This is a genomic window from Streptomyces sp. NPDC003011, from assembly GCF_053591515.1.
In genome coordinates, this window is record NZ_JBSFTY010000022.1 from 1 (window position 1) to 13,191 (window position 13,191).

Sequence of the window (13,191 nt, forward strand, 5' to 3'; positions counted from 1 at the left end):
TCCGTCACGGCGACTTCGCGGCCCTGCGCCGGGACGGTGGTCGCCGTCCCGGCCCCGGCCCGCAAGGCAGCCTTCTCGGTGATGTCCGTCATCAGGACCCCGCGGTCTTCCGCGCCTCGGCCCAGCGCTTGCTCAGGTCGGCGAAGAAGGCGTCGAGATCGCCCTCCCGGGCGCCGCGGGCGAGGTCGACGAGGTCCTGGCGGTACTCGGGGGCGAAGATGCCGGTCTCCGACTGGTTGTCGATGTTCTTGACCTGGCCGCCCTTGCTGTCGTCCACCTCGATGAACTTCACGCCCGCCTCCTCGTACGGCTTCATCACCTCGGGCAGCGGGGCGTCCTTCAGCGGGGAGATGGCCAGGTTGTCCTGTGCGTAGGTGGACTTGTCGGTGAACCAGTCGATCCAGGCGCGGGCCGCCTCCTTGTGCGGGGAGTGGACGTTGACGGCCTGGTTGTAGTCGGGGCTGACGACCGCGCAGAACTTCCCGTCCACCTGGGCCGGGAAGGGCATGAAGCCGATGTCGTCGGGGTCGGCCCCGGCCTTCTTCGCGGCGTCCTGGAACTGCACGATCGCCCAGGTGCCGAGCCACTGGGTGGCGATCTCGCCCTTCGCCGTCCGGGGCTTGGACTCCTCCCAGTTGCTGGTCGTCGGGTCCTTCTCGATCAGGCCCGACTTCACGATGTCGTGCAGCAGGGTGTCGCCGACGCGCAGGTCGGCACCCTTCGCCCACGGGTCGCCCTCGGCCAGTTTGTCGGTGGCCCGGGTGTCGCAGTGGACCGAGCCGTTGACGGACGTCCAGGAGGTAAGCGTCCAGCCGGCCGCGAAGTTGGTGTAGTACGGGACGGCGTCGGTCTTGGACTTGATGGCCTTGAGGGCCTTGAGGAACTCGGCCGGGGTGGTGGGCCAGTCGGTGACGCCGGCCTCCTCCCAGACCCGCTTGTTGTAGACGAATCCGGGGCTCACGCCGACCGGGCTCTGTCCGTAGACCTTGCCGTCGACGGTGGTGAAGTCGGTGAAGCGGTACTTCTTGGCGCGCTCCTCCGAGGTGCCCAGCGAGGCGAAGAACTTCGGGTAGTCGTCCTTCTTGATCACCGCGGGGATCAGCAGCACATCGCCGTAGTTCTCCGTGTTCATCCTGATCTTGACTTCGGACTCGTAGTTCGTGAGGGCCTCGAACTCGACCTTGACCTTCGGATAGGTCTTGTTGAACTCGGCGGCGTACTTCTTCATCGTGCCGTCCTGCACCAGGTCGGTGCGGACGGTGAGGACCTTGATGGTGCCGGTGACCTTGGACGGATCGTCGGGTGCCTCGGCGTCGGCGCCCTTCGAGGTGCCTCCGGTGCCGGTGCAGCCGGGGATCAGCAGGGCGGCGCCGAGGACCGTGGCGAGGATGTGGCGGCGGTTCATGTGCGTCAGCTCCGTTCGTGGGACGGACGAGCACGAGTGGGTTGGCTGATTCGGCACTCTGACAGTGCTTTCTTAACCGGTAAAGTCCCTATTTCGCCAAGGCTGCCGAAAGCTGTCGGCGTACTGGACTGAAACGGTTTAGGGAGTGTGCATGCTGGAGGCCACACCGCTCACCGACGGATGGATCCTGAAGCACGAGGAGGACGCGCTGCCGGCCTCGGTGCCGGGCTGCGTGCACACCGATCTGCTGGCGGCGGGGGTGATCCCGGACCCCTTTCTCGGGCTGGCCGAGACCGAGGTCGCGTGGGTGGGGCGGCGGGAGTGGACGTACGAGAGGGACCTCGCGGCGGCCGACGGGCACGAGCAGGCCGACCTGGTCTTCGACGGCCTCGACACCGCGGCCGAGATCCTGCTCGACGGCCGGCTCCTCGGCCGGACGCGGAACATGCACCGCTCCTACCGCTTCGACGTGACCGGCCTCGGGGGACGGCTGTCGGTGCGGTTCGTCTCCGCCTACGCCGAGGCGGAGGCCGTGCGCGGGAAGCTGGGCGAGCGGCCCGCCGCGTACGCCGAGCCCTTCCCGTACATCCGCAAGATGGCCGCCTCCTTCGGCTGGGACTGGGGCCCGACCCTGGTGACGGCCGGGATCTGGCGGCCGGTGCGGCTGGAGCGGTGGTCGACGGCCCGGATCTCGTGCGTGCGCCCCCTGGTGACCGTCGAAGGCGGCCTGGGACGGGTCGAGCTGGCCGTCGAGGTGGAGCGGGCCAGGGTGGAGGCGCCGCTGGTCGCCGAGGCGACGATCGGCGGGGTACGGGCGCGCGCCGAGATCGACGGGGCGACCGGGACGGTCCGGCTGGAGGTGCCCGACGTACGGCGGTGGTGGCCGCGGGGCTACGGCGAACAGCCGCTGTACGACGCCGAGGTGACGCTTCTGCACGGCGAGCGGGTGCTGGACGTGTGGCGGCGCCGGATCGGATTCCGGACCGTCGAGCTGGATCGCCGGCCGGACGCGCACGGCTCCGGGTTCACCTTCGTCGTCAACGGAGAACGCCTCTTCGCGCGCGGCGTGAACTGGATCCCGGACGACGTGTTCCCCTCCCGGATCGGCCCGGAACGCTACCGCGAGCGGCTGCGGCAGGCGGCCGACGCGGGGGTGGACCTGGTACGCGTGTGGGGCGGCGGCATCTACGAGAGCGACGACTTCTACGACGCCTGCGACGAACTCGGGCTGCTGGTCTGGCAGGACTTCCCCTTCGCGTGCGCGGCCTACCCGGAGGAGCAGCCGCTGCGCGCCGAGGTGGAGGCCGAGGCCCGGGAGAACGTCGTACGGCTGATGCCGCATCCCTCGCTGGTGCTGTGGAACGGCAACAACGAGAACCTGTGGGGCTTCAAGGACTGGGGCTGGGAGCAGCGGCTGGCCGGTGATTCCTGGGGCGAGGGGTACTACCTGGGCGTACTGCCGCGGGTGGTGGCCGAGTTGGATCCCACGCGGCCGTACGCGGCGGGCAGTCCCTGGTCCGGGTCGTGGGAGCACCATCCGAACGATCCGGCGCACGGCACGCACCACTCGTGGGAGGTGTGGAACGGGGCGGACTACGCCGACTACCGGCTCCATGTGCCGCGGTTCGTCGCCGAGTTCGGCTGGCAGGCGCCGCCCGCATACGCCACGCTGCGGCGGGCGCTGCCGGGTGAGGAGCTCGCGCCGGACTCCCCCGGCATGCTGCACCACCAGAAGGCCGACGACGGCAACGGCAAGCTGGAGCGCGGGCTCGCCCGGCACTTCGCCCTGCCCGAGGGGGACTTCGACCGCTGGCACTACCTCACGCAGGTGAACCAGGCGCGCGCCGTGGCCGCCGGGATCGAGCACTGGCGGTCGCACTGGCCGGTGTGCGCGGGGACGATCGTCTGGCAGCTCAACGACTGCTGGCCGGTGACCTCCTGGGCGGCGATCGACGGGGACGGGCGGGAGAAGCCGCTGTACCACGAGCTGAAGCGCCTGTACGCGGACCGGCTGCTGACGCTCCGGCCGCGGGAGCGGGGGCTGGTGCTGGCCGCCGTCAACCAGTCGGCCGCGGTGTGGTCCGGCACGCTGTCGCTGCGGCGGATGTCCGTGGAGGGGCTGGTGATCGGTACGGCGAGCGTGGCGCTCACCGCCGAGGGGCGGTGTGTGGCCGACTTCGCGGTACCGAGGGAGCTGGAACCCGTCGGCCCGAAGGAGTTCCTGGTCGCGGACGCGTGGGGGTCCCCCCGCTCGGGCGAGGCCGGGAGCGGGGAAACGCTGCGTGCCCTGTACTTCCCGGTGCCGGACCGCGAGATCCCCTACCCCGGGCCGGAGTTCGAGGTCGCGCTCGTGCCGGGCGGGATCGAGGTGACGGCCCGCACCCTGGTGAGGGATCTGCTGCTCCAGGCGGACCGGCTGGATCCGGCGGCGCGGGCCGACCGGGGGCTTGTCACGCTGCTGCCCGGCGAACGCGTGACCATCGGTGTGCGGGGCTGGCAGACTCCGGACGCCGAGCGGGCCCGCTCGGCCCTGTACTGCATGGAGCCCCACCGATGACGACCTCCCGCGTCACCATCAAGGACGTCGCCGCGCTCGCCGGCGTGTCCAAGGGTGCCGTGTCCCTCGCCTTCAACCACAAGCCGGGACTGTCGGAGGCGACCCGGGACCGGATCTTCCGGGCGGCGCGGGAACTGGGCTGGGCGCCGAGCCCGACCGCCCGGACGCTGGCCGGATCGCGGGTGGACGTGGTGGGGCTGGCTATCTGCCGGCCCGCCCGGCAGCTGGGGCTCGAACCCTTCTACATGGAGTTCATCTCCGGTGTGGAGAGCGTCCTGATCGAGCACTCCTGCGGGCTGCTCCTGCGGCTCGTACGGCATGTGGAGGAGGAGGCCGGGCTGCAGGAGTCGTGGTGGCGGGGGCGGCAGGTCGGCGGGTCGATCCTCGTCGACTTCCGCCCCGACGACCCGCGGGTGGCCGCGGTCGAGCGGCTCGGGATGCCGGTGGTGGCCGTCGGGCATCCCTCGCTGACCGGCGGCCTCACCTCCGTGTGGACCGACGACGCCACGGCCGTGCGGGAGGCCGTGCACTATCTGGCGGCGCTCGGGCACCGGCGGATCGCCCGGGTCGGCGGCGCGGCGGCGCTCGGCCACACCTCGACCCGTACGGCCGCGTTCGACGAGGCGGCCCGTTCCCTGGAACTGGCCGGGGCCTGGCAGGTGGCGACGGACTACTCCGGGGAGGCGGGGGCACGGGCGACCCGGTCTCTGCTGGCGGCGGCGCCCCCGGACCGGCCGACGGCCATCGTGTACGACAACGACATCATGGCGGTGGCGGGGCTGGCGGTGGCGGCGGAGATGGGGCTGAGCGTGCCGGATGACGTCTCCCTGCTCGCCTGGGACGACTCCCAGCTGTGCCGCATCACGCACCCGCCCCTCTCCGCGATGAGCCATGACGTGCACGGATTCGGGGCGGACGCGGCGCGGACCCTGTTCGGGGTGATCATGGGAGAGGGGACCGGGTCGCATCAGGTACCGACTCCGGTGCTCACGCCACGGGGTTCGACCGCTCCCCCGAAGGTGTGACGTTCGCCGCTCCGGGCGGGGGGACTGTGCAGCTACGTTACCCACAAGTAGCATGGGTCCTGAGCGCGCGCTCAGCGCATCGCAGCAGTGCCGTCCCGCATCTGGAGGAGAGCCATCGTGCCTCGTACCGTCAGGGATGTCGTCTTCGTCGACGGCGTCCGTACCCCGTTCGGCAAGGCGGGCCCGAAGGGCATCTACCACGAGACCCGTGCCGACGACCTCGTCGTGAAGGCGATCCGGGAGCTGCTGCGCCGCAACCCCGGCCTCGACCCGAAGAAGATCGACGAGGTCGCCATCGCCGCGACCACGCAGATCGGCGACCAGGGCCTGACGCTGGGCCGCACGGCCGGCATCCTCGCCGGTCTCCCCCAGTCGGTCCCCGGCTACTCCATCGACCGCATGTGCGCGGGCGCCCTGACCGCCGTCACGACCACGGCCGGCTCCATCGCCTTCGGCGCGTACGACGCCGTCATCGCCGGTGGTGTCGAGCACATGGGCCGCCACCCGATGGGCGAGGGCGTGGACCCGAACCCGCGGTTCGTCAGCGAGAAGCTGGTCGACGAGTCCGCCCTGTTCATGGGCATGACCGCCGAGAACCTGCACGACCGCTACCCGCACATCACCAAGCAGCGCGCCGACGAGTACGCCGTGCGCTCGCAGGAGAAGGCCGCCAAGGCCTACGCCAACGGCAAGATCCAGGCCGACCTGGTGCCGATCTCGGTGCGCCGCACCAACGCCGAAGCCGGGGAGACGGGCTGGGGCCTGGTCACCGCCGACGAGCCGATGCGCCCGGGGACGACGCTGGAGAACCTGGCCGGCCTGAAGACCCCGTTCCGGGTGCACGGCCGGGTCACCGCCGGCAACGCGGCCGGTCTGAACGACGGTGCCACCGCCTCGATCATCGCCTCCGAGGACTTCGCCCGCGAGCACGGCCTGCCGGTGAAGATGCGCCTGGTCTCCTACGCCTTCGCGGGTGTCGAGCCGGAGGTCATGGGCTACGGCCCGATCCCGGCGACGGAGAAGGCCCTCGCCAAGGCTGGCCTGTCGATCGAGGACATCAACCTCTTCGAGATCAACGAGGCCTTCGCCGTGCAGGTCCTGGCCTTCCTGGACCACTACGGCATCGCGGACGACGACGCGCGCGTCAACCAGTACGGCGGCGCGATCGCCTACGGTCACCCGCTGGCCTCCTCCGGCGTCCGGCTGATGACGCAGCTGGCCCGCCAGTTCGAGGAGCAGCCGGAGGTCCGTTACGGCCTCACCACCATGTGCGTCGGCTTCGGCATGGGCGCCACGGTGATCTGGGAGAACCCGCACCACAAGGACGCCGGAGGCGACAAGTGAGCACCACCGCTGAGCTGTTGAAGGGTGCGGCCGAGCTGTTCCCGGACGAGGTAGTGACCCAGGCCCACGTACGCCACCTGGACCTGCCGTTCGGTGCGGGCCGTTTCGCCCTGATCACCCTCGACAACGGCCTCGACCACACCAAGCCGACCACCTTCGGCCCGCAGTCCCTCGCGAACCTCGACACCGCGATCGACCAGGTCGAGAAGGAGTCCGCGGCCGGCGAGATCGTCGGTGTCGGCATCACCGGCAAGCCGTTCATCTTCGCGGTCGGCGCCGACCTCAAGGGCGTCGAGCTGCTGAAGGAGCACAAGGACGCGCTCGCCATCGGCAAGGGCGGCCACGAGGTCTTCAAGCGCCTCGCCGGCCTCGCCGTCCCGACCTTCGCGTACTACAACGGCGCGGCCATGGGCGGCGGTGTCGAGGTCGGTCTGCACTGCGCCTACCGCACGGTGTCCGCGGCCCTGCCCGCCTTCTCGCTGCCCGAGGTCTTCCTCGGCCTGGTCCCCGGCTGGGGCGGCTGCACGCTGCTGCCGAACCTGATCGGCGCGGACAAGGCCGTCTCGGTGATCATCGAGAACTCGCTCAACCAGAACAAGCAGCTCAAGGGTGCGCAGGTCTACGAACTGGGCATCGCCGACGCCCTGTTCGAGGGCGCGGACTTCCTGGAGCAGTCGCTGCTGTGGACGGCGTCCGTCCTCAAGGGCGAGATCGTCGTCGAGCGCCCGGCGATCGACCGCGGTGAGGCCTGGGACCAGGCCGTCGCCAAGGGCCGCTTCATCGCGGACAGCAAGGTGCACGGCGCCGCCCCGGCCGCCTACCGCGCCCTCGACATCATCGCCGCCGCGAAGAACGGCGACCTCCAGCAGGGCTTCGACGCCGAGGACCAGGCCCTCGCCGACCTGATCATGGGCGGTGAACTGCGCTCCGGCATCTACGCCTTCAACCTGGTGCAGAAGCGCGCCAAGCGTCCGGCCGGCGCGCCGGACAAGTCGCTGGCGCGTCCGGTCACCAAGGTCGGTGTCGTCGGCGCCGGTCTGATGGCCTCGCAGCTCGCGCTGCTGTTCCTGCGCCGCCTGGAGGTGCCGGTCGTACTGACCGACATCGACCAGGAGCGGGTCGACAAGGGTGTGGGCTACGTCCACGCCGAGATCGACAAGCTGCTCGGCAAGGGCCGGATCAACCAGGACAAGGCCAACCGCCTCAAGGCCCTGGTGAGCGGTGTCCTGGACAAGGCCGAGGGCTTCTCCGACGCGGACTTCGTCATCGAGGCCGTGTTCGAGGAGATCGGCGTCAAGCAGCAGGTGTTCGCGGAGGTCGAGGCGGTCGCCCCGGCGCACGCGATCCTCGCCACCAACACCTCCTCGCTGTCGGTCACCGAGATGGCGTCGAAGCTCAAGAACCCCGAGCGGGTCGTGGGCTTCCACTTCTTCAACCCGGTCGCGATCCTGCCGCTGCTGGAGATCGTCCGTGGCGAGCAGACCGACGACGCCTCCCTGGCCACCGCGTTCGGTGTCGCCAAGAAGCTGAAGAAGACGGCGGTCCTGGTGAAGGACGCCCCGGCGTTCGTCGTCAACCGCATCCTCACCCGCTTCATGGGCGAGATCCAGAACGTCATCGACGAGGGCACCCCGGTCGAGGTCGCCGAGAAGGCCGTCGAGCCGCTGGGCCTGCCGATGTCCCCGCTGGTGCTCCTGGAGCTCGTCGGCCCCGCGATCGGTCTGCACGTCTCGCAGACGCTCAACCGGGCGTTCCCGGACCGCTTCACGGTCTCCCCGAACCTCGCGGCCGTCGTCAAGGCGGGCAAGCGCGGCTTCTACGTCCACGACAGCGGCAAGCCGGAGCTGGACCCGGAGGTCGCCGCGCTGCTGAAGCAGGGGGACACCGTCCTGACCGAGGAGCAGGTGCGGGCGCGCGTCCTGGACGCGGTGGCGCAGGAGATCGGGCTCATGCTCGACGAGGGCGTCGTCGCCGAGGCCCAGGACATCGACCTGTGCCTGATCACCGGTGCGGGCTGGCCCTTCCACCTGGGCGGCATCACGCCGTACCTGGACCGCGAGGGTGTCTCCGAGCGGGTGAACGGCAGGAAGTTCCTGGCCCCGGGCGTGGCGAGCGTCCCGGCGTAACACGGCACCCCTGAGGGGGGTGGGGCGCATGGTAACGATCCATGCGTTCCGCCCCCTTTTCGCATGCCGCGACGGATACCCTCTGTGTGTTTCATGTGTCCCTGCTCTCTGAACACCCTCAGAGCCCGGGCGCATTGCCCCGGTCCCGCCGAACCGGAACCGAGGCGTCACGCCGGCCGCCAGGCCTCCAGGGCCAGGCCCGGCTCGTCCTTGCGGCGGGTCAGCAACAGGTGTCCGGTGGACGGGGAGAGGGTGGCCGCGACCACCCGCTCGTCCTCGTCGACGGCCAGCGACACCTCGGCGTCCACGGGGAGTTGGGGCCCCGACTCGGTCCACCAGGCACCGGCCGACTCCTGCTCGGTGGGGTACGCGGCGAAGGCGACCCGGCCGCTCGCGGAGCGCTGGGCGAGCAACGTGCAGTCGTGGCCGTCGAGTTCGCAGCGTACGGCGCAGACCGGGCCGGGTCCGGCACAGGCGAGCAGGGTGAGGGGCTTGGCGCCGGGGCGCCAGGCGCACAGGTCGCCGGAGGCGTCGGTGTAGAAGAGCGTGGTGCTCTCCGGGGAGGTGGCGAGGGCGTGCAGGGTGCCGGGGCGGACCGGGGCCTCGATCGCCTCCTCCAGGACCGGCTGGGCGCCCGCCTCCTCCTGCCGCCAGTGCAGGATCCCGCCGGGCGTGGCCGCGTACAGCTCGACGCGTCCGGACTCCCCTGTGACGGCCGCCAACTCCTCTTCCACCTCACGCCCCTTCAGGTCCCGCCAGGGGCCCCAGCCGCCCTTCTCCTTCTGGCCGAGCATGCTCACGCCACCGCCCTTGTTCCGGACGAAGACATGGGCGCGGCCCTGGGCGTCGACCGCGACGGCGGGCGTGCCGGTGCGTCCGCCCGTCTTGTCGGGATGGCCGACCGGGTTCCAGTCCAGGGCCGCGAGCCGGGGCCGGAAGTGGGTGGAGTGCACCAGGCCGGACTCGCCGGGCCGGGTGGGCCGCCAGGAGACGAGATGGGCGTAGCCGTCGGCGCCCTGTCCGACCGCGAGCACGGGGTGCAGCTTCTGGTCGCCGCCCACGCGGCGGGGCGCTTCCCACGGTCCGCCGGGTGCGCGCTCGGCCCGGCACAGGACGGCGTCGCCCGCGGGCAGATAGACACTGAGCCGGCCGTCGCGGCCGCGGATGAGCCAGTCGCCGTTCACCCGGTTCACTTTAGGCGGCGGGGGCCACGCGGCGTGTTCCGCCCCCGCCGGTCAGAGGGCCGGCGCTGCTCCCCGGCGCTCGCCGCACGTGGGGAACGTCGCGTACCGGGCATGCGCCGGGAAGCTCCACGGCCCCCACCGTCCCGTCCGCCGCGTGCGCCGCGTGCGCCGACACGGTCGGCCCGCGCCCGGCCGGTCCGCCTCCCCCTTCGTCGGCGCGCGGCGGGTGGCTGATCGGGCAGGGTGACTGATCGGGCAGGCTGGCCCACAGCGGCGGGCACGGTCCCGCGGCGGCAGGCAACCGTACGAGAACAGGAAGACCGACGTCATGACCGACAAGCTCACCGTAGGCGTCCTGGGCACCGGGATCATGGGGGCCGCGATGGCCCGCAACCTGGCCCGTGCCGGACACACCGTCCGGGCCTGGAACCGCACCCGCGCCAAGGCCGAACCCCTCACCGCCGACGCCATCACCGTCACCGGCACCCCCGCCGAGGCCGTCCGGGGCGCCGACGCCGTGCTGACCATGCTGTACGACGGACCCGCCGCCCTCGACGTGATGCGCGAGGCCGCCGACGCCCTGCGCCCGGGGGCCGCCTGGGTGCAGTCGACGACCGTGGGGATCGAGGCGATCGGCGACCTGGCCGCCTTCGCCGACGCGCACCGGCTGGTCTTCTTCGACGCGCCGGTGCTGGGCACCCGTCAGCCCGCCGAGGCCGGACAGCTGCTCGTCCTGGCCGCCGGGCCCGGCGCGCACCGCGAGGCGGTGGCGCCCGTCCTGGACGCGGTCGGCGCCCGCACGGTGTGGACCGGCGAGGACGGCTCCGCGGGCAGCGCCACCCGGCTGAAGCTGGTGGCCAACAGCTGGGTGATCGCGGCCACGGCGGCCGTCGGTGAGGTGCTGGCCCTGTCCCGGGCGCTCGGGGTGGATCCGCAGGGCTTCTTCGACGCCATCGCCGGCGGCCCGCTCGACATGGGCTACCTGCGCGCCAAGGCCGGACTCGTCCTCGACGACCGGCTGACGCCCGCCCAGTTCGCCGTCTCCACCGCCGCCAAGGACGCCCGGCTCATCGTCCGGGCGGGCGAACAGCACGGCGTACGGCTCGACGTGGCCACCGCCGCCGCCGAACGCCTGGAGCGAGCCGCGGCCCAGGGCCACGCCGACGAGGACATGGTCGCCGCGTATTTCGCCAGCTTCGACGAGCCGCCGGGGAGGTGACGGGGGTGACGGCTGATGGACGACGGCTGTCGGTCGGACGACGGTCGACGGACGACGGACGACGGTCGACCGGGTTCCGCCCGTCGCGGCGGCTGAGGGACGCGGAGGCGCGGTGAGGGACAGTGCGGGGCGGTGACGGATACGCGGGGCTGGGGCGACAGGCGACTGGCGGAGCTGCCGCGGCCCGTCGGGAAGCGTGGGAAGCGTCGCTGGAGCGCGCCTGACGGGGCCCGTTCCCCAGCCCGCCGGCTCCGGCACCGGGGACGCCTGCCTGACGGGCTCCCGTCTGCCCCGGCATGGCACCCTGGACCCATGGACGCCGACGCCCCCCTGCTTGTGATCGTGGACGCCGCGAACGTCGTCGGGTCGGTGCCTGACGGGTGGTGGCGGGATCGACGGGGGGCCGCGGAGCGTCTGCGGGACCGGCTCGCGGCGGACGGCGTGCCGGGGCGGGCCGGGCCGGTAAAGATCGTGCTGGTCGTCGAGGGCGCGGCCCGGGGTGTGGCGTCGGTGCCGGGCGTACGGGTGGAGGACGCGCCCGGCAGCGGGGACGACCACATGGTCGAGCTGGTGGCGCGGGCGGGCGAGCGGCCCGTCCTGGTCGTCACGGCGGATCGCGAACTCAGGCGCCGGGTCGTGGAGTTGGGGGCGGAGGTGGCGGGGCCGCGCACGGTGAGGCCGGCCTGACGGCCCCGGCCGCGCACCACCGCCCCCAGGGCGGGCCGGCCGGCTACTCCGCGGGCCCGGTCCGCCCCTTCCCGGCCTGGCCGGCCGTGGCCGCCTCCTGCCGTCCGAGACGGCTGTGGCCGCGGCCGTAGAGGAAGTACACGACGATGCCGATCGCCATCCAGATGGCGAACCGGAGCCAGGTCTCGGCGGGCAGGTTCAGCATCAGCCACAGCGAGGCGGCCACCGACAGGATCGGGATGAACGGCACCCACGGCGTGCGGAACGACCGGGGCAGGTCGGGGCGGGTCCTGCGGAGGATGAGGACGCCGAACGCGACGACCACGAAGGCGAACAGCGTGCCGATGTTCACGAGTTCGGCCAGTTCGCTCAGGCTGGTGAAACCGGCGACGATGGCGATGATCACGCCGAGCAGGATGGTCGGGCGGTGCGGGGTCTTGAACCGGGGGTGGACGCGGGAGAAGAAGCGCGGCAGCAGTCCGTCGCGGCTCATCGCGAAGAACACCCGGGTCTGGCCGAGCAGCAGGATCATGCAGACCGTCGTCAGGCCGACGGCGGCGCCGAAGCTGATGAAGCCCGCGTACCAGGGGTGCCCGGTGGCCTTGAACGCGTCCGCGAGCGGGGCGTCCACGGACAGCCGGCTGTAGTGCTGCATGCCGGTGACGACGATGGACACCGCCACGTACAGCACGGTGCAGATGAGGAGGGAGCCGAGGATGCCGCGGGGCATGTCCCGCTGCGGGTTGCGGGTCTCCTCGGCGGCCGTGGCGACGACGTCGAAGCCGATGAAGGCGAAGAACACCACCGAGGCGGCGGTGAAGATGCCCATCACGCCGAAGTTGGAGGGCGCCCAGCCGAACATCAGCTGGATGAGCGGGGAATGGAGCCCGTCCCCCGCCGGCACGTCCTTCGCCTTCGGGATGAACGGGTCGTAGTTGTCGCCCTTGATGAAGAAAGCACCGGCGATGATCACGACGAGGACGACCGTCACCTTGATGGCGACGACGATCGAGGTGATCCGCGCGGAGAGCTTCATGCCGAGCACGAGGATGCCGGTGAGCACCAGGACGAGGGCGGCGGCGAGGATGTCGAAGCCGAAGCCGTCGGCGCCCTCCCTCCCGCTGAGCGCCGCCGGCAGGTGCCAGCCCGCGTTGTCCAGCAGGGAGGCGATGTAGCCGGACCAGCCGACGGCGACCACCGCGGTGCCGAGCGCGAACTCCAGGACCAGGTCCCAGCCGATGATCCAGGCGGGCAGCTCACCGAGGGAGGCGTACGAGAAGGTGTACGCGGAGCCGGCCACCGGGACGGTGGAGGCGAACTCGGCGTAGCAGAGCGCGGCGAGCGCGCAGACGACCCCGGCCACGACGAAGGCCAGGGCCACGGCGGGGCCGGCGTTGTTCTTGGCGACGGTGCCGGTCAGGACGAAAATGCCGGTGCCGATGATGACACCGACGCCGAAGACGGTCAGGTCCAGCGCGGACAAGGATTTCTTGAGCGCGTGCTCGGGTTCCTCGGTATCGAGGATGGACTGCTCGACCTTCTTCGTCCGGAAGAGGGTGCTGCTCACGGGTACCTCCCACGCTTTGTCGTCCTCGACATGATCGAGAGGGGGCGTAGTGCGTATGCCCCGGCGCGGGTGGATTC

9 protein-coding genes are annotated in these 13,191 nt (G+C 71.5%); 6 read left to right on the forward strand and 3 right to left on the reverse strand.

The genetic code is table 11. The features are described from left to right. Positions 1-91: 91 nt before the first annotated feature. Positions 92-1,405 carry an extracellular solute-binding protein gene (locus tag ACWD0J_RS13840; RefSeq protein WP_451495996.1) on the reverse strand — a complete coding sequence of 438 codons (1,314 nt, stop codon included), beginning with the start codon at positions 1,403-1,405 and terminating at the stop codon, positions 92-94. Positions 1,406-1,556: 151 nt separating this feature from the next. On the opposite strand from ACWD0J_RS13840, the gene ACWD0J_RS13845 reads away from it, so the two are divergent. From ACWD0J_RS13845 to ACWD0J_RS13860, 4 genes are all read left to right on the forward strand, one after another. Continuing rightward, on the forward strand, positions 1,557-3,962 hold the full coding sequence (locus tag ACWD0J_RS13845) for a glycoside hydrolase family 2 protein (RefSeq protein WP_451495997.1): 2,406 nt from the start codon (positions 1,557-1,559) through the stop codon (positions 3,960-3,962). Beyond that, positions 3,959-4,987 carry a LacI family DNA-binding transcriptional regulator gene (locus ACWD0J_RS13850; protein WP_451495998.1) on the forward strand — a complete coding sequence of 343 codons (1,029 nt, stop codon included), beginning with the start codon at positions 3,959-3,961 and terminating at the stop codon, positions 4,985-4,987. Before ACWD0J_RS13845 ends, ACWD0J_RS13850 begins: the two co-directional genes overlap by 4 nt. Positions 4,988-5,104: 117 nt before the next feature. Continuing rightward, entirely contained in the window at positions 5,105-6,331 is a 1,227-nt protein-coding gene (locus ACWD0J_RS13855; RefSeq protein WP_451495999.1) for a thiolase family protein, read from the forward strand. Beyond that, positions 6,328-8,457 carry a 3-hydroxyacyl-CoA dehydrogenase NAD-binding domain-containing protein gene (locus ACWD0J_RS13860; RefSeq protein ID WP_451496000.1) on the forward strand — a complete coding sequence of 710 codons (2,130 nt, stop codon included), beginning with the start codon at positions 6,328-6,330 and terminating at the stop codon, positions 8,455-8,457. Before ACWD0J_RS13855 ends, ACWD0J_RS13860 begins: the two co-directional genes overlap by 4 nt. A gap of 167 nt (positions 8,458-8,624) precedes the next feature. On the opposite strand, the gene ACWD0J_RS13865 is transcribed toward ACWD0J_RS13860, so the two are convergent. Next, the gene (locus ACWD0J_RS13865; protein WP_451496001.1) at positions 8,625-9,641 is read right to left on the reverse strand and encodes a hypothetical protein; all 1,017 of its coding nucleotides are present in this window, start codon (positions 9,639-9,641) and stop codon (positions 8,625-8,627) included. A gap of 247 nt (positions 9,642-9,888) precedes the next feature. Here ACWD0J_RS13865 and ACWD0J_RS13870 point away from each other — a divergent pair, with 247 nt between their 5' ends. Both ACWD0J_RS13870 and ACWD0J_RS13875 read left to right on the forward strand, forming a co-directional pair. Further along, positions 9,889-10,860 (forward strand): NAD(P)-dependent oxidoreductase, encoded by a 972-nt coding sequence (locus ACWD0J_RS13870; protein WP_451496058.1) that lies wholly within the window; start codon positions 9,889-9,891, stop codon positions 10,858-10,860. Between the two features lie 312 nt (positions 10,861-11,172). Continuing rightward, positions 11,173-11,547 carry an NTP pyrophosphohydrolase gene (locus ACWD0J_RS13875; RefSeq protein WP_451496002.1) on the forward strand — a complete coding sequence of 125 codons (375 nt, stop codon included), beginning with the start codon at positions 11,173-11,175 and terminating at the stop codon, positions 11,545-11,547. 43 nt (positions 11,548-11,590) lie between these two features. On the opposite strand, the gene ACWD0J_RS13880 is transcribed toward ACWD0J_RS13875, so the two are convergent. Beyond that, positions 11,591-13,114, reverse strand: a complete 1,524-nt coding sequence (locus tag ACWD0J_RS13880; protein ID WP_451496003.1) for an amino acid permease — start codon at positions 13,112-13,114, stop codon at positions 11,591-11,593. Positions 13,115-13,191 lie beyond the last annotated feature (77 nt).